The sequence below is a fragment of the Nakamurella sp. UYEF19 genome (genome assembly GCF_040546275.1).
GTDB lineage: Bacteria > Actinomycetota > Actinomycetes > Mycobacteriales > Nakamurellaceae > Nakamurella.
On sequence record NZ_JBEPNO010000001.1, the window covers coordinates 648187 to 667980 of the forward strand.

General features: G+C 66.9%; 16 protein-coding genes and 2 pseudogenes. 5 read left to right on the forward strand and 13 right to left on the reverse strand.

Annotated elements, in window-relative coordinates:
- Nucleotides 1–66 precede the first annotated feature (66 nt).
- From ABIB25_RS03075 to guaD, 3 genes are read left to right on the forward strand one after another with little or no spacing between them, the layout of a single operon-like run.
- A complete protein-coding gene (locus tag ABIB25_RS03075; RefSeq protein WP_354526923.1) occupies nucleotides 67–870 on the forward strand; it encodes an FAD binding domain-containing protein in 804 nt (267 codons plus the stop codon).
- Nucleotides 867–3698 (forward strand): molybdopterin-dependent oxidoreductase, encoded by a 2832-nt coding sequence (locus ABIB25_RS03080; protein ID WP_354526924.1) that lies wholly within the window; start codon nucleotides 867–869, stop codon nucleotides 3696–3698. The genes ABIB25_RS03075 and ABIB25_RS03080 overlap by 4 nt, the downstream gene beginning before the upstream one ends.
- Complete coding sequence (guaD, locus tag ABIB25_RS03085; RefSeq protein WP_354526925.1) at nucleotides 3695–4987, forward strand: guanine deaminase; 1293 nt, start codon at nucleotides 3695–3697, stop codon at nucleotides 4985–4987. The genes ABIB25_RS03080 and guaD overlap by 4 nt, the downstream gene beginning before the upstream one ends.
- A 49-nt stretch (nucleotides 4988–5036) precedes the next feature.
- Here guaD and ABIB25_RS03090 read toward each other — a convergent pair whose 3' ends face one another.
- The 10 genes and pseudogenes from ABIB25_RS03090 to ABIB25_RS03135 form a co-directional block, all read right to left on the reverse strand.
- A complete protein-coding gene (locus tag ABIB25_RS03090; RefSeq protein WP_354526926.1) occupies nucleotides 5037–6188 on the reverse strand; it encodes an SPFH domain-containing protein in 1152 nt (383 codons plus the stop codon).
- A 109-nt stretch (nucleotides 6189–6297) separates the two neighbouring features.
- Nucleotides 6298–6522 (reverse strand): NfeD C-terminal domain-containing protein, encoded by a 225-nt coding sequence (locus tag ABIB25_RS03095; protein WP_354526927.1) that lies wholly within the window; start codon nucleotides 6520–6522, stop codon nucleotides 6298–6300.
- Nucleotides 6523–6663: 141 nt separating this feature from the next.
- A complete protein-coding gene (locus tag ABIB25_RS03100; protein WP_354526928.1) occupies nucleotides 6664–7665 on the reverse strand; it encodes a G1 family glutamic endopeptidase in 1002 nt (333 codons plus the stop codon).
- 114 nt (nucleotides 7666–7779) lie between these two features.
- Entirely contained in the window at nucleotides 7780–8991 is a 1212-nt protein-coding gene (locus tag ABIB25_RS03105) for an MFS transporter (RefSeq protein ID WP_354526929.1), read from the reverse strand.
- 86 nt (nucleotides 8992–9077) lie between these two features.
- Nucleotides 9078–9833, reverse strand: a complete 756-nt coding sequence (locus ABIB25_RS03110; protein WP_354526930.1) for a sulfite exporter TauE/SafE family protein — start codon at nucleotides 9831–9833, stop codon at nucleotides 9078–9080.
- 444 nt (nucleotides 9834–10277) lie between these two features.
- On the reverse strand, nucleotides 10278–10643 hold the full coding sequence (locus ABIB25_RS03115) for a DUF6262 family protein (RefSeq protein ID WP_354526931.1): 366 nt from the start codon (nucleotides 10641–10643) through the stop codon (nucleotides 10278–10280).
- A complete protein-coding gene (locus ABIB25_RS03120; RefSeq protein ID WP_354526932.1) occupies nucleotides 10630–11862 on the reverse strand; it encodes a tyrosine-type recombinase/integrase in 1233 nt (410 codons plus the stop codon). The genes ABIB25_RS03115 and ABIB25_RS03120 overlap by 14 nt, the downstream gene beginning before the upstream one ends.
- 228 nt (nucleotides 11863–12090) lie before the next feature.
- Nucleotides 12091–12573, reverse strand: a complete 483-nt coding sequence (locus ABIB25_RS03125; RefSeq protein ID WP_354526933.1) for a hypothetical protein — start codon at nucleotides 12571–12573, stop codon at nucleotides 12091–12093.
- Nucleotides 12570–13628 (reverse strand): annotated as a pseudogene (locus ABIB25_RS03130) (tyrosine-type recombinase/integrase). Before ABIB25_RS03130 ends, ABIB25_RS03125 begins: the two are co-directional and overlap by 4 nt.
- Nucleotides 13629–13757: 129 nt before the next feature.
- Entirely contained in the window at nucleotides 13758–15155 is a 1398-nt protein-coding gene (locus ABIB25_RS03135) for an IS1380 family transposase (protein WP_354526934.1), read from the reverse strand.
- An 815-nt stretch (nucleotides 15156–15970) separates the two neighbouring features.
- On the opposite strand from ABIB25_RS03135, the gene ABIB25_RS03140 reads away from it, so the two are divergent.
- Together ABIB25_RS03140 and ABIB25_RS03145 are read left to right on the forward strand one after the other, a co-directional pair.
- Nucleotides 15971–16909, forward strand: coding sequence for an RNA polymerase subunit sigma-70 (locus tag ABIB25_RS03140; RefSeq protein WP_354526935.1), 939 nt, complete (start codon nucleotides 15971–15973; stop codon nucleotides 16907–16909).
- A 99-nt stretch (nucleotides 16910–17008) separates the two neighbouring features.
- Nucleotides 17009–17563 carry a dihydrofolate reductase family protein gene (locus tag ABIB25_RS03145; protein ID WP_354526936.1) on the forward strand — a complete coding sequence of 185 codons (555 nt, stop codon included), beginning with the start codon at nucleotides 17009–17011 and terminating at the stop codon, nucleotides 17561–17563.
- A gap of 297 nt (nucleotides 17564–17860) precedes the next feature.
- Here ABIB25_RS03145 and ABIB25_RS03150 read toward each other — a convergent pair whose 3' ends face one another.
- From ABIB25_RS03150 to ABIB25_RS03160, 3 genes and pseudogenes are all read right to left on the reverse strand, one after another.
- Nucleotides 17861–18331, reverse strand: coding sequence for a hypothetical protein (locus tag ABIB25_RS03150; RefSeq protein ID WP_354526937.1), 471 nt, complete (start codon nucleotides 18329–18331; stop codon nucleotides 17861–17863).
- A gap of 261 nt (nucleotides 18332–18592) precedes the next feature.
- Nucleotides 18593–18844, reverse strand: a pseudogene (locus ABIB25_RS03155) (integrase core domain-containing protein); the annotation flags it as partial.
- Between the two features lie 66 nt (nucleotides 18845–18910).
- Nucleotides 18911–19723, reverse strand: a complete 813-nt coding sequence (locus ABIB25_RS03160; RefSeq protein WP_354526938.1) for an SDR family NAD(P)-dependent oxidoreductase — start codon at nucleotides 19721–19723, stop codon at nucleotides 18911–18913.
- Nucleotides 19724–19794: the final 71 nt, after the last annotated feature.

Genomic DNA, 19794 nt, shown 5'->3' on the forward strand with positions numbered 1-19794 from the left:
ATGGAGGAGCAGGGGGCGCCGTCCAAGTCGGGCAGGGGTCCTGGGAAGCAAGCGAGGAGCGCCGCATTGGATCTGAACACCGTCACCAGCCTCCGGCGGGCCACGTCGCGTCCGGAGCTGACGCTGCAGCCCGGTGAGCGGATCCTCGGTGGCGGCACCTGGCTGTTCTCCGAACCACAGGTCGGAACCACCGGCCTGGTCGATCTGACGAGCATGGGCTGGCCGACGATCGAGTACGTCGACGACGGGCTCCGCATCGGGGCCACCTGCACGATCGCCGAGCTGGCCGAGTTGCCCGAGCACAACGGCTGGCTCGCCCACCCGCTCTTCTTCCAGTGCGCGAGTGCGCTGCTCGCATCGTTCAAGATCTGGAACATCGCGACCGTCGGTGGCAACGTGTGCCAGTCGTTCGCGGCTGCCGGCATGGTGTCGCTGTGCGCGGCACTGGACGGAACCGCCCTGATCTGGCGGCCGGACGGTGACGACTACGAGATTCCCGTCGAGAAGCTGATCACCGGCAACGGGCAGAACTCGCTGGCCCACGGCGACGTGCTGCGCTGGATCGATCTTCCCGGCCACGCGCTGCGGGCCCGCACCGGGTACCGCAAGATCGCCCTCCACGATCTCGGGCGTTCGGGGGCCGTCCTCACCGGCCGGGTGGATCACGATGGCAGCGCGGTGTTCTCGATGACCGCCGCCACGCTGTGGCCGACGGTGCTGCGGTATCCGGCCCTGCCCGATGCGCCCACCTTGGCGGTTGATGTGTCGGCTGCCGACGGCTACTACACGGACCCGCTGGGGGTCGCGGACTGGCGTCGTCAGGTGAGTATCGTTCTGCTGGAAGAGATCCGAGCGGACCTCGCCGGATGAAGTTCACGGTGAATGGTGAGATCACCCAGGGCGAGCCAGGTGCCGGTCAATGCCTGCGCACCTTCCTGCGGGATCAGGGACACACCGAGCTGAAGAAGGGGTGCGATGCCGGCGACTGCGGCGCCTGCTCGGTGATCGTCGACGGCCGTCCGGTGCACTCGTGCATCTATCCCGCGCAGCGGATCGAGGGCAGCGAGGTCACCACCGTCTCCGGTCTGGCCTGCGGCGACGAGTTGCATCCCATGCAGCAGGCTTTCGTGGACAACTTTGGCTTCCAGTGCGGGTTCTGCACCGCCGGGATGATCGTGACCGCATCCACCCTGGTGCCTGAGCAGCTCCCCGACCTGCCCCGTATCATGAAGGGGAACCTCTGTCGCTGCACCGGCTATCGGAGCATCAGGCAGGCCATCAGCCAGGGTCTCGGTACCTCGACCGCTGTGCCACCGGGACCGACCAGCGGCACCTTGGTCGGCCGATCGGTGCAACCGCCCGCCGCCCGGCGGGTGGTCACCGGGACCGAGCCGTACACCTTCGACACCGTGCTGGACGGGGCGCTGCACGTGCGGGTCCTCGGTTCGCCGCACCCGCACGCCCGGATCCTGTCGATCGACACCTCGGCCGCCTCGGCGATGATCGGCGTCGAACTGGTGTTGACCCATGAAAACGTTCCCCAGCAGCGGTTCTCGACGGCCCGTCACGAGAACCGGACCGACGATCCGGACGACACCCGGGTTCTCGACGACGTCGTACGATTTGTCGGGCAGCGGGTGGCTGCCGTGGTGGCGACCACCGTCGCGATCGCCGAGGAGGCGTGCCGCCGGATCCACGTGGAGTACGAGATCCTGCCCGCCGTCTTCGATCCCGAGGTCGCCCGCTCGCCGGGCGCTGCGGTGCTGCACCCTGATCTGACCCCGGTCGACCGGGTGGCCGAGGCGCACCGCAACGTCATCGCGTCCATCCATGACGGCATCGGCGGCGACGCGGACGAAGCGCTGGCCGCCTCGGCCGTCACCGTGTCGGGAAGCTGGCAGACGCAACGGATATCGCACGCCCAACTCGAGACACATGGCACTCTCGGCTGGCTCGACCCCACGGGGCGGCTGGTGCTGCGGACCAGTTCCCAGGTGCCCTTCCTGGTCCGGGACGAGCTGGCCCTGCTGCTCGACCTGCCGACGGATCGGATCCGGGTGCTGACCAAGCGGGTCGGTGGTGGCTTCGGCGGGAAGCAGGAGATCCTCACCGAGGACCTGGTGGCTCTTGGGGTGCTTCGCACCGGGCGCCCCGTTGTCTACGAGATGAGCCGGACCGAGGAGTTCACCCGCACCACCGTGCGTCACCCGATGCGGGTCGGCGTACAGCTGGGAGCAGACGCCGACGGCCACCTGACGGTGATGAAGATCGACGTACTCAGCGACACCGGCGCCTACGGAAACCATTCCATCGGCGTACTTTTCCACGGCTGCGCCGAGTCGATCAGCCTGTACCGGTCGCCGGTGAAGCGGCTGGACGCCGAGGTGGACTACACCAACAACTGCCCGTCTGGCGCCTTCCGCGGGTACGGGCTCGGCCAGGTCATCCTCGGGGTCGAGTCGGCGATGGACGAACTCGCCGTGCGGCTGGACATCGATCCCTTCGAGCTCCGTCGGATCAACGCGGTGAGGGACGGTGACCCGCTGCTCGTGGTGCATCCGGAGCCCGAGACGGACCTGATCTACGGCAGCTACGGCCTCGATCAATGCCTGGATCTTGCGCAGGCGGCGCTGCGTCGGGGCAACGGCGTGCGGACCCCCGACGGCGATCACTGGCGGGTGGGCGAGGGAATGGCGGTCGCGATGATCGCGACGATGGCTCCACGGGGCCACATCTCGAAGACGACCGTGACCCTGCGCCCGGACGGCCACTACGTCCTCGGGGTGGGCACCAGCGAATTCGGCAACGGCACCACCACCGTGCACACGCAGATCGTGGCGACCGTGATGGCGACCGGGGTCGAACGGATCGAACTGACCAATTCCGACACCGACGGCGCCGCCTACGACACCGGTGCCTTCGCCTCGGCGGGGACCACCGTGGCGGGGAAGGCACTGCACGGAGCTGCGGTGACGCTGCGGGCAATCCTATTGGCAGCCGCGGCTTCTGCGGCCGGGGTCGACCTCATGGACTGCATACTGGAGGCGGACGGGGTGCGGGCCGGCTGCCGATTGCTCGGCTTCGCGGAGCTGATCGCCGCAGCTCCGGACGAGTGCCGATCCGGGGACGGACTGGTCGCGGCCGGTGACGAATTCGGCGAGGCGCGTTCGCTCGCCTTCAACGTGCAGGCATTCCGGGTCGCGGTGGATGTCCGGACGGGTGAGGTCCGGATCCTCCAGTCCATCCAGTCGGCGGACGCCGGCACTGTGATGAACCCGGAACAGTGCCGCGGACAGATCGAGGGTGGCACCGCGCAGGCAATCGGCAGTTCGCTCTACGAGGAGATGCTCATCGACGAAGGTGGAGCGGTGGTGAATCCGGTGTTCCGGACGTACCGGGTGCCGCAGATGGCTGACATCCCGGTGACCGAGGTCTATTTCGCGGAGACCAGCGACGATCTCGGGCCGTTCGGCGCGAAGTCGATGAGCGAGAGTCCCTACAACCCGGTCGCTCCGGCGCTCGGTAACGCCATCCGCCGGGCGGTCGGCGTCCGGCCGTTCGAAACCCCGTTCTCCCGGGACCGGGTGTGGCGCATGCTGGCGAGCGCCGACGCCGCCAACGCTGCGGACGTCGCCGTGGCACCGGAGGCCGCTCCCACGGACTCGACAATCCATGCACTGCAACGGGGGTCCGGATGACGCTCTACCGTGCCACCGTCGTCGACACACCGGTCGACCCCTTCGGTCCGGCGGGCACCGGCGCGCTGGTCGGCGACCAGGATGGTGCACTGGTGGTCCGCGACGGCACGATCGTGGCCCGCGGAGCATTTGCGACGGTGTCCGCGGCCTACCCGGACGAATCAGTGGAGGAGCTGGGCGGCATCCTGCTGCCCGGTTTCGTCGACACCCATGTGCACTACCCGCAGATCCGTGCGATCGGCGGCCTCGGCATGCCGCTGCTGGACTGGCTCGAGCGGTGCGCATTGCCGGAGGAGAGCCGACTGGCCGATCCGACCTACGCGGCGGCGGTGGCTGACGAGTTCCTGGATGGTCTGGTGTCCTGCGGCACGACATCCGCCCTGGTGTTCGGCGCGCACTTCGCCCCGGCCATGGACCTCTTGTTCGCGGGCGCCGAGCAGCGCGGCTTGAACGTCACCTCCGGCCTGGTGCTCTCGGACCGGATCCTCCGGGAAGACCTGTTGACCACGCCGGAGCGTGGGCGCGCCGAGAGCGAGGCGCTGATCGCGCGGTGGCACGGCCGGGGGCGGCTGAAATATGCAGTGACACCGAGATTCTCGCTGTCGACCACCGACGAGATGCTGGAGATGTGCGGCGAGCTGCTCCGGGATGACATCGCGTTCACGTCGCACATCAACGAGAACCTCGCCGAGGTGGAGACGGTCGCCTCGCTGTTCCCGGACTCCCGCGACTACCTGGACACCTACCACCGGCACGGGCTGGTGACCCCGCGCAGCGTGCTCGCCCACAACGTCCACGCCACCGACGCCGAGCTCGCGGTGATGGGGCAGACCGGGGCCTGGGCGTCGCACTGCCCCAGCAGCAACTCCTCGCTCGGCAGCGGATTGTTCCCCCTGCGTCGTCATCTGGAGCACGGTGTTGGGGTGTCGCTCGGATCCGACGTCGGCGCCGGGACGGGTCTGTTCCTGCTCAAGGAAGGGCTCCAGGCCTACTTCATGCAGCAGCTCCTCGGCGCGGACGGGCTCCCGCTGACGCCGGCCCACCTGCTCTACCTGGCGACGAGAGCTGGCGCCCGTGCGCTCGGGATCGACCACCGCGTAGGGGATTTCGCAATCGGCAGGGAATTCGACGCCGTGCTGATCACGCCGGCGCCGCGCAGCCAGCTGGCGGTCAACGTGGCCAATGCGGCCGACCTCGTCGATGCGCTGGCCCGCGTGTTCGCCCTCGCCACCCCCGCCGATGTCGCGCGGGTATGGGTCCACGGGGATCAAATTCTCCCGCAGGGGTGAACGAGGGCGTTCATGTGATCGGCCGGTCAGGGTCCCGGTGGAGCACCGGTCAGGAACTGAGCTCCGGGGTGATCTTGACCGGCTTCGGGGCCGACCCGTTGCTGTTGCCGGAACTACTAGGAGCGCCACCCTGGAAGCCCTTGCGCACGGCTTCGAAGATCGCCGAACCCTGACCGACGAGTGACGCCGCGATGTCGCCCAGACCATCGGCGCCGTTCAGCACGGTGACGTTCGCGCCGTTGAGCCCTTGCGCCGCGGACTTGACGATCTCCGGCAACTGCTCGATGAGCATCCGGTCCAGAGCGACTCTGTTGTTCGAAGCTGCTGCGGCAGCGAGGATCTGGATCTTCTCGGCTTCGGCAGCGGCCAGGATCTTCGTCTTCTGGGCTTCTGCCTGGGCCGGCTTGACCACCTCGGCCACCAGCTGCTGCTCGCGCAGTTCGGCGTTGCGTTCGGCGACGTCCTTCTGCGCCTGCAGCACCTCGAGCTGGGCCTGGGCCTGCGACAGTGGGCCTGCCTGAGCTGCCGAGGCCTGGGCCTTGTCGACCTCCGCCTTGTACTGCGCCTGGACGATCGTCGTCTGCCGCTGGTACTCGGCCTGCTTGCGCAGCGAATCCTGCTCGGCCTGGGCGGCCATCTGGTTGGCATTGGACTGCGCGATGGCCGCCGCCTGCTGGATGGCCGCGTTGTGCGGTGCCGACATGGCGGAGATGTAGCCCAGCTGGCCGTCGTCGATCGACTGGATCTGGAGTGCGTCGACCGTGAGGCCGATCTTGGCCATTTCCTGCTTGGAGCCGTCCAGGACCTCGGTGGCCAGCTTCTGACGTTCGGTGACGATCTCCTCGACCGTCATCGATCCGATGATGGACCGGAGGTGACCGGCGAAGATCCGGCCGGTCAGGATCGACATCTGGTCCTGGTCGGACAGGAATCGCTGTCCGGCCGCGACGATCGACTCGACGTCGCCGCCGACCTTGAACGCGATGACGGCCTTCACGTTGAGTGCGATGCCCTGTCGGGTGACGCAGGTCTCCTGGACCTCGGCCTCCGTCATGGCCAGGGACAGCAGATTGGCCCGACGGAAGATCGGTGGGACGAAGGCGCCGTGCCCGATGACGACCCGGAACGGTGCGCCGCTGGAGGACTGACCGCCCGAGATCAGCAGTGCTTCATCAGGATCGGGAACTCGGTAGCCGAACATGTGGTGCCTTCTTTCGATGTGCGAATGAACTCAGGATGAGCGTAGATCCGGCGGCACCGTCCGGCAGCGGTTCGGTCCGGGTTTCTCCCGCCGCCGTTGGTCGCCCGCGTCACGACGGAACGGGGAAGTCCGCCCACGGGACGACAACCACATGACGATGGGGCGCGACGTCGACGACCAGCACCATTTCCCCCTCGGCGATCGGTTCGTCGCTGTTGGCGAAGTAGCACTCCTTGACCCCGCCCACGGTCAACATGACCTCGCCGGGCCCGCCGGCACCACGCGTCGCGGTGCTGACTTTCCCCACCACACCGATTGCCCCGACATCCGTCATCTTCGAGCCCTTCTGACCACTACTGAAATCTTACGTCGATTCGATCACCAGTGCGTTCGAACGCCGTGATGCCCCAGCTCGAGGGCTCGAGCTGGGGCATCGGACGGGTCGGTCTCAGCGGGCCGACGTCAGGAAGCGTTCTCAGGACTGCCAGAAGCTGTTGCCGGACCTGTCGGTTCCGTCGCCGGTGGCGTAGCCCCAACCGCCGTAGCCGTAGCCGCCCGAGCCGAAGCCGTAGCCGTAGCCGCCCGAGCTGTAGCCGTAGCCGCCCGAGCCGAAGCCGTAGCCGAAGCCGTAGCCGCCGAACCCGCCTGCGCCACTGCCGAAACCGGAACCGCCACCGCCGGTGGTGGAACTCTGCGGGAACGAGGTTTCGTCGCCGCTCGACACCCACGTCACGGTGAACCTGTCAGCGGTCCCGGTGCCGGTGAGGGCTGACACGGTCGCCATCGGATCACCGGAGCTGTCGACCATCGCGATCTTCTGAGCGCCGTCGAGCTCCGCGAGTCCCGTTCCGTTCACCTTGATGTCCGAGAACGTAGTGCTCTTGAAGTTCGCCAACGGGAGCACGCTGTCGGATCGTTCGGAGCCCGACGGTGCCTCGGCGATGATCTCGGCGGACGCCCCAGTGCCCGATGGCGAGGCCCCGGTTTCCGTCTTCGTCCACTTCTGGGTGGCGTCCGTCAGGACCAGGGTGAACTTGTCCGACCCCTTCACGGAGACGACCGACGCCGATATTTTGTCACCTGGTTTGACGGTGTTGGGGAGGGTGACCGAGACGGACGGATAGAACTCGTACCAGGACGAGTAGGTCGGCGCGCCGGAGTCGCAGTCCGAGGACGTGCCGATCTGCTCGACCGAATTGCTGCCGTCCCCATCGAGTCCGACCCAGTCGGCGGAGTAGCTGCTCTCGCCGGTGGTGCAGGTGACGGCCGGGACCGTCCACGACGCGGATACCGAGGTGTATGTCCCGCCGGTGACGTCCCATCCGGACCAGTCGGTGCTGTTGGCCGCCCCGCCGGACGTCGTGGCGTTGGACGTGGGTGCGAAGGTGACGCCGATGGCGGCCTGGGCGGCCGGGGCCGCCATCGCCAGCACCAGCGCCGCGGCCGATGAGACGGCGAGTGATTTGAGACCGAACACGGTTGCCTCCTGCGACTGACACCGCCCGGTGGTATTCGGCGGCACTGGATCCAGAAGTACCGATCGAAGATGTGGGAAAGCAGGGTGTCAGCGGTTTGGTTTCTGTGAGTCGTGCTAAGTGTTCGGCCCCTTCGTGCCACCCGCGCTCGCGATCGATGTCCGATATTCCGCGATGGATCTCCGGGTGGCAAACGGCGAGTGTTTCGGAACCCAGATTCCGAGTGCGAGAGCGGCAAGCAGTCCCACCGACCCGATGCTCACGATTCCGACGGCGAGGGTGAAGGCGGAGGCCACCAGCGACATCACCACCGGGCCCGCCGCACTGCCGGAATCGCTGAGCACACGCCAGATCCCGAGGAACTGGATCCGGCCCGAGACCGGGGCGGCATCCGCGCCGAGCGTCATCATGATGCCAGAGCCGATGCCGTTGCCGAAGCTCATCACCATGGCGACCAGCGTCAGCGTCACGGCGCCGGAGGTGAGGGGCAGTGCCATCATCGCGAGACCGAGAATGGTCATCGACGGAATCGCGATCGCCAAACGGCCGTATTTGTCCATGATCTTTCCGGACGGATAGAACAGGGCCATGTCCACCGCGCTGGCGATGCCGAAGATGACGCTCGTCTCGGCAGCACTGAGGCCGAGGTGCTCCGCCCACAACGGGAGCACGGTCTGCCGCGCCGCCCGGACCGCACCGACCGCCAGGATGGCCAGCCCCAGGGTGGCGAAGAGCCGCCGATGCCCGGCCAGCATTTCGCGCGAGGTCACCCCGCCGCGCACCGTCGGAGGCTGACCAGCGGGGAGGGCCACATCCGGTACGACGATCAGCAGTGTGCCGGCCGCAACGGCGGTCACCATCGCCACGACGTACGCGGCGCGGAGGTCGAAGAGACCGATCGCCAACGCGCCCACGAACGGTCCGATGAACAACCCGATCCGGTGGGATCCGCCCAGGGTGGACATAGCCCTGGCCCGCAGACCGATCGGAACGACCTCGGTCAGGTACGACTGCCGGGCCAGGTAGAAGGTCGCGTTCGCCATCCCGATCAGGACCAGCGAGATGCCCAGCATGAGCAGGGACGGTGCGACGAAACAGCCGACCAGACCGATGGTCGCCAACCCGGCGGCCAGGATCATGGACCGACGATCGCCGATCCGGTCGGCCAGCGCTGAGGCCGGCACGTCCCCGATGACCTGTCCGATGCCGAGCAGGGCCAGCATGAACCCGGCCTTGCTCGGGGAGGCACCCAACTGCAGCGCAGTGAGCGCGATGACGGGAGCGGTTGCCCCGTTACCGATCTCGTAGACCATTGCAGGGACGAACACCGATGGTGCGATGGAGCGCAGCGTCAGTGGCGGTTGGTCTTCGGTCGATTGTTGGTCTTCGGTCCGTGACCGGTCGCCGGCAGCCACTACACGCCCTTGATCAGCAGGTAGACCGCGATCGCGATGCCGAGACCGACCACGCTCCAGCGCAGTGCTGTTTCGTTCACATGTCGGGCGATCCGGGCGCCTAAGTACCCACCGACCAGGGCCGCCGGTGCGGCGATCAGCACGGCGGTCCAGTTCACCGGGCCGAACACCCCGAAAATCAGGGCACTGACGGTCCCGCCGACGAACGACACCACGCCCTTGAGGGCGTTGAGCCGACGCAGGGTGTCCGGCACCGTCACCGCCAGGACGCCGAGCACGATGACGCCGAGGGCTGCTCCGAAGTAGCCGCCGTAGATGGCGGCGGCCGTCGTCGCGGGGAACTGCACGGTCCAGATGCGGCCGCCTTCCCGGGGTTCACCGACAAACTTCTTGATGGTGGGCTGGAAAGCGAGAAGGGCTGCGGCCAGCAGGATGAGGGGCGGTACGACCCATTTGAACGCGGCCGCGGGGGTGACCAGGAGCAGGATGCAGCCGATCGTCGATCCGAGGATGGCCGCCAGCATCAGGGGACGGAGCCGGTTGCGTTGATCGGCAAGTTCTGACCGGAATCCGAGTACGCCGCCCGCGTATCCGGGCCAGGTTGCCATCGAGTTGGTGACGTTCGCGGTCAGCGGCGACATGCCGGTTGCCAGCATCGCCGGGAACAAGATGAGCGACCCGCCACCGGCGATCGAGTTGACCGCACCACCCAGGATGCCGGCTACCGCGATCAGGAGGACGTAGCCAGGACTCACCCGGCCACCCTATGCAATGACGGGGGAGTGGCCTCGTCGTTCGGGTCCCGGCGCTGGGCAGTCCGGTCGTTGTACATCGACATCGGCAGAACAGCCTGTTCGGCTCGGACCGGCATGCTTGCGTGTGCTCTGCTCGCACTCTGACACCAGGTAACGCGTCCGGTTCGCTGCGCGCGTTTGGCTCGGCCTGGACGGTGACGCCTGCTCTGCTCGCACCCTGACACCAGGTAACGCGGCCGGTTCGCTGCGCGCTGCCGCATGAGTCTGCGAGGACCACCGGCGTTCAGTTCTGTAGTGACCATCCGGGACATTCTGCCCCAAGCAGAATGCTTCTCTTAGACCAGTTCATAGTGCTATACCCGAACTAATGTTCTCATTGGCTCGGGGCGGCGCTGGCGCTGCTGACCTGCCTGTTTGCGACCAGGACGGTGTCGTTGACGTAGCTCACAGGCCTTGGTCGGTGCGGCGTTGCCCGTGGGCCGCGGCGAGCTGGCGGCGGAGTTTGTCGTTCTCTGTGGTCAAGTCCCGGATGCGGATCTGGGCGGCGTTGAGGCGGCTTTGCCAGGATTTGTCGGTACTTGATGTCGGCCGCCGGTCCCCGGAAGACCCTTGCCGGATTCGCTGGAGTAGATCGGGTTGGGTGTAGACCCAGGAGCGGGCGACACCGGCCGCGGCCGCCAGCGCGCTGACCGTGATGGCCTCATCCTGTCGCTCGAGCTGGGTGAGCGCGGCGACGGCTCTGCGGCGGGTGTCGGCTTGTCGGGCTTGAACGGCGCGGGCGAGATGGGCGGTGTTGTCAGCGCGCATCATTGAGCTCGGATTTGCATGTGGTGTCTTCGGTTTCCAGGGTGGCGATGATGGTGGTCAGGTTGGCCGCGACTCGCTCGTTCATTTCGATGAGTCGCAGACGGCCGTTCTTCCGGGCGCCGGCGAGCACGAGTTGGGTGTGGGCCAGTTGTTCCCGGTGCTGGCCCAGGAATTCGGGTGTGGTGATGAAGACGGGGCAGGTCAGGCAGGCGTTCGCGTGGGGGCAGCTCTGCTGCAACGGCAGCCCGCAGTAGCCGTTGGGCAGACTGGTGGTCGCTTTGGCCAGGTGGTGCTTCATCCAGACACCGTCGGCCAGTGGGCTGTCCTGACTGATCAGGACAGGTTGGCCGTCGATGGTGACCTTGCGGGCGCGTTCCCAATGCCGACGGACGGTGCTGTCATGCAGCCGGGCGTAGTGAGCGGTCATCTGGGTGGAACTGTGGTCAAGGATCTTGCGGACCACTTCCTGAGGAACGTCTTTGTTGATGAGCCGGGTGGCCAGGGTGTGCCGGAACTGATGAGCGGTCAGGTGCACCAGTTGGCCTTGCTCATCATGAAAGGCGCAGTCCACCAGCCAGTTCCGCAACCACATCGCGGCCATGCCGTTAGTGACAGCGGCACCGGGGTCCTGGGATCTTTCGCTGCGGGGGAACAGTACTTTGCCGCCGTTTCGGGTCATCGTGTTTGCGTGTGCGTTGATCGCGGCGGCCAGTTCGACACCGATCGGGACCAGTGCGTCGCGTTTCATCTTGTAGTTGTGATATCGCAGGTAGGGGGCTTGCTGCTGGTCGTTGACGACGCAGTCCAAGCCCAGTCTGGCCGCATCGCCCAGGCGTAGGCCGGTTTGGATCAGCACGGTGATCAGCAACCGGTGGCCGGGATCACTGACTTTGGCGAGGTTGTCGGGATTCTCGATCTGGCCCATGACGAACTCGGGGACGGCCCGTCCGGCGACGAGCTGCCGCCGGGGGAAGTCGTCGGGGTAGACCGCTGTCTGGGTCGGCAGGGTAGGCAGCCAGTCGTGCTGACGGACGACGTTGAAGAACACCGATGCCGAGCTCAGAGCGATTCCCCGCCCGTTGTCGCTCAGTCCGCACTGCCCCAGTAGCAACATGAATCGCTCGACGACAGCTCGACTGAGTTGTTCCACCGCGGCATCGGGCCCGGCCGCGGCGGTGAGGGCTGAGCTCAGGCGCGTGAGGGTCAGCACGTCCCTGGACATGCCAGAGGGACTGTGTCCGGTCGCGATCCGCCATCGGATGAACCTTTTCACCGTGTCTTTGAGCCAAGGCTGGGCGATGTCGGTGAAGTTGAACGTCCAGCCGGCCACGTCCGCCGCGAATCCCCCGAGCCGTCGCACTCGCCAGGCATCGCGGGTGAACTCATACTCGGGCCCGGTGCGGCCGGTCAGCTGGTCGAGCCGGTCGATGGTGAAGACCAGGAAAGGGACCTATAAGGCGCCGGTGGTGCGGCCGTCCCGGTAGGCCCCAGGCCAGCTCTGCTCGTCCGGTTCGAGCAACGAGGCAACACCAGCCTCGGCGAGCCCAGTGACAAGTCGCCGCAGCCGGTGCAACGCGATCGTCGGCGGGTGCGGATCCGCTCTGGCGCACAGGATCCCGAAAGTGAGTTCCAGTCGCACGGTCTCTGGCAGGCCGCCGAGATCGACCGTCGCAGGTCCCAAGGGTCGACCGCCGGCCCAGCCGGCCAGGACTGGTCGACCGGCGGCCAGCCACCGGTCGCGGTGCGTAGTGCACAGCTGGTTTCCTTGGATGGGTCGGGGGCACTGGCCGATCGCGCAGGGCAGGCCACCGCCGATTGGATCGCTGAGGCTGACGACCAGCGAACTGCCAGCCAGCTGCCCGGCGGTAAGGACCCGCAGCTGCGACAGCAGCTCATCCCGACCGTCCAGAATCCGCAGGGACGGGGCGGTCATTGGGTCAGCGCTGCGTTGAGGGTGGGCAGCCATCGCACCTGTTCCAGAGAGCGGCGGACGTCTTCAACCTGCAGTTGGGCGTAGACGTTCATCGTGGTGGTGATCGATGCGTGACCGAGCAGCTTCTGCACCACCTCGGCCGGCAGCCCCCGGTGGAGCAGATCGGTGGCGTAGGTGTGCCGCAGCATGTGCGGGGTGAAAGCCACGCCGCTGCGCCTCTGCAGCCGCTCGACCAGGTCGGTGACGTTCCCATACTGCCAGGACCGACCTCGCTCGCCGCGCCAGAGATTGACGAAACCTAGTCACAGTCCAGATTTCCGTACTCGAAGGCCATGTAGTCGGCGGAGAGACGGATGAGTTCGGCGGCGACCGGGATGTCCCGGGCGCCGCTCTTGGCGCGGGCACCGTTCACGGATCCGGACCAGCCGACCGGCGGCGTCGATGTCTTCGTGGCGCAGGCCCAACGCCTCCCCGATCCGCATACCGGTGCCGGCCAACATGCCGATCAACAACCGATCGCGTCGGTGCTCACAGACACCCAGCATCAGGATTACCTGCACTGGTGGCAGGTCACGAGGTATGCGCCGCGGCGCTTGCAGTTTGATCGTGCGGTGGCGTAGCGGCCCGGCCAGGTGGGCCAGGAACGGCCGCCATGAGCCGGTCCGGCCGCCGCGCGGTTTCAGGGTCGACAGCAGTTTGCCGCAGTCCACGCCGTGGCGGAGGTGGAACTCGTAGAACGCTGTCACCGCAGACGGTTTCCGGTTGATCGTGCCGCTCGAGCACTGATCGCCGGCGTTGGGAAGCGCCGACACCCCGCTGGTCCGGGCGGCGACCGGCAGGCGCAACCACACCACGAAGCGACCGAAGTCCTCCAATGTCACGCTCTGCCAGGCCAGGTGCCGGCTGGTCAGGAAGGTGAAGAAGTCCCGCAGGTCAAAAGCGTAGGACCGGACGGTCTGCGGGGAGCGTTCAACCGCTGTCAGGTGAGCCAGAAACCGGTCGACCGGATCTAGCCTCGATCTTTCTTGAGATGCTTGGCCTTCCCTCTGCGCGATAGATCTGGTGTTGTGACGGCCACCGCGGGGTCTGCGGGTTCGTCAGAGCGACCCAAGGTCACCTGGGCGGGTGCCGGATTCCACGTTCCGGTGGGTTTTCTTGGCGCTGGTTGGGGTGGGGTCTTTCGGTCAAGTGGCTTGTGGCAGGGCGTGCAGTCGGGTCAGGCCGGTGGTGAACAGGTGCCGGTGAAGTGCGTGCCCGGACAGCCGCAGGTAGGTGCGGCGGGATCGGCGGGCGATGGTCCCGGCGACGGAGAACAGCTGCAAACGCAGCCGTTTCGGCTCCCACCGGCGAGCTCCGGTGCCGGTCAGGGCCAGCATCTGCAACCAGGCGGTCAGCTCGGTCGCCAGCTGGACGACGGCGACCCAGATCTGGTTCTGCGCAAAAGCAGTCAAAGGCAGGTTGCGTAGGCCGGTGTCCTTGGCGTTGCGGATCCGGTCCTCGCAGCGGGCCCGGTGGCGGTGCCGCAATTCCAGGTCGGCCAGTTGCCCGCGGACGGTGTTGGTGACGAAGGCGGTCAGCCGGTTCCCGTCGATGTCGGTGAACCGCAACTGGGCGCCGGGGTGCGGCCGTTCGGCGCGGACGATGACCCGCATCCCGGGCGGCCAGGTGGAGAGCTCGAGCTTGCCGGTCAACTCGGTGACCCACGCCCCGTCACGGACCTTCCCGTCGCCGTCGTAGGCCGGGGTCCAGCCCTGGTCGGGGATCTGGTTGATCTTGTCCACGATGTCCTGCGACAACCCGAACCCCACCGAATACGACAACCCCTGCGCATGCAGCCAGGACAGGAACCCGTGGGTGCCGCCGCCCCCGTCGGCACGAATCAACACCTTCCGCCCTATCCGGCCGCCACGGCGCCCGAACGGCAACTGCCGCAACGCATCCTTGGTGACAGCGATGTGGTCGGCGGCGGTGTTGGACCCAGCCCTTCCTTCGCGGAGCATCATTGACAGTGGCTCACCGGTCCCGTCCGGGCCATGATCCACCCACGAGCCGAGGGGATGAAAGCCGAAGCCGCGCTTGTAGGTCGGCGCCGCCAGCTCCTTTTCGGAGTGGGCGGTGATCAACGTGGCGTCCAGGTCGACGATCAGGGGCCGATCCCGGGTCACCTCGAAATCGGGTGCGTCCTTCCCGGCCAGCTTCCACACCCGTTCGCGGACAACGCTTCGGGCTTGGTTGATCGCCGCCAACGCCCCTTGCGGGGTCGCCGCCAACGAGTTGATCAACCGGGACACCGTCGGGTCCGACGCGACCCTGCAGAACACCGCCGGCTCAGACCGCAGCACCGAGATGTCAGCCAGGCTATCCCCGCCGACGGCAACGCTGATCGCCAGATCCAGCAGGACCTTCCCCGGATCCAGCACCGCCCACTGCTTACGCCACGGCGCCAGGGCCGCCGACAACTCCCGGTCCAAACCGATCTTCCCGGCGGCGGCGACCAGCAGCACCGCACCGGCGTGGGACACCACCCGCTTCGCGGTCGTGTCCACTGTCAACGGCGGGTAGAAACCGGTAGGGTTCGGCATCAGAAAGGTGCTCCAGTTTGCTGCCGATGTGGACCTCGAAGACCCTCATTATCGCAGGTAGGAGTACCTTTCCCTCACTTCGAAACACCCACCTCAGCACCGGCGTGAAAGCGCGAGGCTAGACCGACCAGTGGATCGTGTCGACCACGGTCCAGGACTCCACCGCGGTCCCCGGCATGATGACTCGTTGCACCTGCATCCTGACACCGCCTCCGAACCGGGAACGTCGATGCCGGGACCATAACGAGCCACCCCGACAGCCACGTCAGGCCAACGCGGAAGCGTGGAAATCTCAGAGGCCGGCCGCCTCTTCGGGCGTGGCGGTTCGACGTCGCAGTCACACGCCAGACTGGCGGCATCAGCGCCCTGTTCACCGATGTCGCAGCAGTCGAGTCTGCGACGGCCAGTCCAACGCGGTGAATTGTGTGGGGGCCGCGGTTGGTCGACCCCGGCAACGGTGCCTCCGGAGCGGGCACAGGATTGGGTGCCCGGATAGTCCGTTTGAGGTACCCCAGCGGGACTCGTCACCGGACAGGTGTTACGGGAATCGGCTGGTCACGGTGCTGATCGGTCCTGGTGTGGTGTCACCGGGTCCAGCCACCGTTCCCCGACCGGGACGGTGATGGTCTTGGTCCTCGGCCACCACCGAGTGCCGTTTCGGTCGCCGTAGGAGGTTCCCCGCGGCAGCCGGTTCGGCGTGAACCGGGAGGTTCGCTGGTCGGTCGGCGCTGTACTTTCCGCGGCCGAGTCGTGCGGCTGGTGCACGGCGGCGGCCCGTAGAACGGCCGCGTGATCTTCCAGATTACGATCCAGCAGTGACCGTGGCCGCAGAGGATCTCTCCGCGATGCGAGGGAGCTTGCTGGCGTTTTGTTATCAGTTGCTCGGCTCACCTTTTGACGCCGAGGACGTGGTTCAGGACACGATGGAGCGGGCCTGGCGGTCGCGGGAAGTGTTCGACCCAGCGGTGGCGTCGCTGTCCACCTGGGTGTTCCGTATCGCCCGCAACGTCTGCTTCGACCGGCTTCGGCAGGCCCCCCATCGAGCATTGCCACGCGACCTACGCGGCCCCGGTATCGATGTGGGAGCGCCTCTGGTGGCCGCTTTGGACACGCCGTGGCTGATGCCCGCGCCGACAAGTTGGTGGGCGGACTCCGAGCCGGAGCGGGCCGCGGCGGCGGCGGAGGGTATGCGGCTTGCCGTCACTGCCGTGCTGCAGGCTCTACCCCCACGCCAGCGTGGGGTCTTCATCCTCCGTGACACGCTCGGCCATTCCGCCGCCGAGACCGCCGCCATCTTCGAGCTGAGCGTGGCAGCGGTGAACTCCGCGCTGCAGCGGGCCCGCGCGGCGGTACGAGCCGGCACATCTCGACCGCAGCCACTCAGACGCGAGATGGTCGAGCGGTATGCCCGCGCCATCGAGCAGGCCGATGTCCAAACGTTAGCCGCGCTGGTCGCCTCCGACGTGGTGTTCGAGATGCCGCCGGTACCGCAGTGGTCCATCGGACGGGACACCTACGCCGCGTTCATGGCGCGCCTGTTCGCACACCGGGGCACCCGGTGGGCGACGCGACCCATCTCCGGGAACGGGCAACTCGGCATTCTGCTTTTCCTGGTGACCGAGGCCGGGCCCCAGCCGCACACCGTTCAGCTTTTCGAAGCAAACGCGGTGGGCACCGGGATCGGGCATGTGATCGTCTACCAGGACCGGAGACTGTTCGCCCTGTTCGAGAACAACATCGCCGAAAACCGATGAGTTGCGTGCCGCTCAGCCGTAGACACAGGTGAAGCACTTAGCTGGCAGGCGATGCGCACGATGTGCGCACCCCGGCCCGACCGGACACAGGAGCACACCATGGCACGGATCATTGTTGCGCAGTTCATCACCCTGGACGGCGTTGTGGAGGACCCCGATGGGTCCGGTGGGACCGCGTTCGGCGGGTGGGCGTTCCGGCACGGCCGCGACGCGGTCGCCGGGGACAAGTTCGGGTACGGTCCGGTCCTGCAGACCGGCGTCTTCTTGTTCGGGCGAAAGACTTGGGAGCACTTTTCGACGCTGTGGCCCGGTCGCAACGACCCGTTCGCGCGGGCACTCAACGCCGCTGACAAGGCTGTGGTTACCCGATCAGGGGTAGAGCTGGACCGGTGGCAGAACTCGCGGGTGGTCAGCGGCGAGGTCCTGGATTGGGCGCAAAGGGAATCGGTTGACCGCGATGTCATCATCATCGGCAGCAGCTCACTCGTCGACCTATTCACCGGTGCCGGAGCGGTCAACGAGTACCGCCTCCGCGTCTTTCCGACCGCGGCCGGGGACGGCCGACGGCTGTTCCCCAACGGGGGCCGCCTGGATCTCGTGAGCATCGAACGCATGGGGCCGACCACGCTCACCATCTACACGCCGGGAACCTGAGCCCTCGCCTCCTTGCCTCTTTCGACCGCTGCTGCACGATCGATCCGCACCCAGCGTCGCGAGACCCAGGACGCATTCGGCAATGTCGGAGATGCCATGCCAGCACCACAAACGCACTGCCGGCGACGGGGTAGCGCCCGGTCAGGGATCGGCTTGCGGAATGGGCGGGGAGTGACGCCGGCATGGGCCGGACAGAGTTCGAACCACTCGCCCAGCCCGCCGTTCCGGCAACCAGTGTTGCGACAGCGTATCGGCGGTTGCCGCCGATCGCAGGACGACGACTCCGGACGCGCTAACCTAGGCGAGACTCCAGTACCGGCGTGCCTCCGCTAGGGTCTGCTGTCGCCGTGGCCAGGAGACGTGCTGCTTGATCAGGATGGCCTGGCCAAACCGATCGCGGTCGTCGGGCTCGATGTCCATGGCGCTCAGATATTCCAGGAGCAGCGGTCGTGGGAAGCGATCTCTGACGAGACGTGCTCGATAGCGACCGAGATCCTCGAACGGTCGTGGTTCGCCTGATTCGTACCACTGCCACCGTCCATCGCCAGCATGCGCACTAATCGTGCGCATGTAGTTCAACGGCGGCTCGCCGCCCGGCCCGATCAGTTCGAACTGCGTTGCTGCGTGTCCAACTTGGGTCCGTGGCTGATGGGTGGACACGACGACAAGGCAGCCGAGCTCGCGTGACATGTGGCCAAGGGCCGAGGCCGGGTCGCCGCCGTCGATGGCGTTGTTCAAATAGCAGGTCCAACCGTCACCGTGGCTCACGATCAACTCCGTCGTCCACGGAGCCTCAAGCGGGAGCAGTAACTCTAGGCACCACGGCCAAGGCGCCCCGACGTCCTGGACCGTCACACCTCCTCTCGCAAGGTTCTCTCGCCATCGCGCCAAGCGAGACGTCACCTCGGTAAGTGGCGCTTCGATCCAGCCGACCGACCACCCAATCGGAGACCATGTGCCTCCGAGAATGTCCTCATGCGCGCCATCGTCAGACATGACCCGAGCGTAGAGGCAGGACCCACTGTTCCATCATCGGGGAAAGCAGACGGCCGCATAAGGAGCTGGGGTCTGATATCCGAGCGAGCTGTGTTGCCTGCGATGGTTGTAGTCGTCCTTCCGGTCGCTGATCACGACCCTGTCTTGGGCGAGCGACCAGAACAGAATGATGCCCAGGTATTCATCGCAGACGCGGCCGTTGAACGACTCTACGTAGCCGTCGTGCCAGGATTCACCGGGTGGGATGAACGGCAGCCCGACCCGTTCACCGGCCCAGTCGGCCATCGGTGACCGGGCATAGATCAGTGTGCGGGACGCCGACGTTCTCGGGTCAGATCTGTGTTGTCGCGGTCAGGCGTTGTTGGTGCGGTAGCGGGATGCGAGGGTCTTGCTCTGGCCGGCGAAGGCGGCCAGGTCGGCGGTGAAGACGGCGTCCAGAAGGGTGGTGTCCTCCAGGCCCGGGGCGGTGACGACCTCGCCGAGGTCGATACCGGCTAGGGCTGCGGTGACGACGTCGGCGGCGGACATCCGAGGGGCCGCGGACAGGTCCATGCCCTGCACCTCGTGGAATTCGGTGGCGACGATTCCGGGGCACACGACGTGGGCGCTCACCCCGGTGCCGGCGAGCTCGGAGTGCAAAGTCTGGGTCATGGCCACGGTTGCGGCCAAGGTTCCCACGTAGGTAGCGCGCTGTCCCTGCGGGGGTGCGGCGGGGGCGGGTCCGGCGAAGGCGAGCATGCCGGCGACGTTGATGATAGCGCCGCGGCCGCGGCTGAGCATCCCGGCCAGGGCGGCGCGGGTCAACATCGCCGGCGCGAGGACTTTGACGTGAAGCAGCTCGCGGGCCTTAGCCGCCGGAAGGTCGGCCATCGGCATGTAGTGGGCGACGCCGGCGTTGTTGACCAGCATCCTTAGCGATCGGGTCGCGCATACCTCGGCGACGGTGTCGATCCCGGTGTCAGTGGCCAGGTCGGCGACCAGGACCTCGGTGGTGACGCCGGTCAGCGACTCCGCGAGGGCGGTGAGGCGGCCGGTGCGGCGGCCGACGACGATCAGGTCGTAGCCGTCCGCGGCGAGGCGCTGTGCGAAGGCGGCGCCGATACCCGACGAGGCGCCGGTGACGAGGGCGAGTGGTGCTGCAGTGGGCTGTGCGGTGGAGGTCATGGGTCCAGTCTTGGTCGGTTGGCTCGTCACGACCAGTCGTCGGGTTGTCCTAGGACCCACAGACCCAGGAC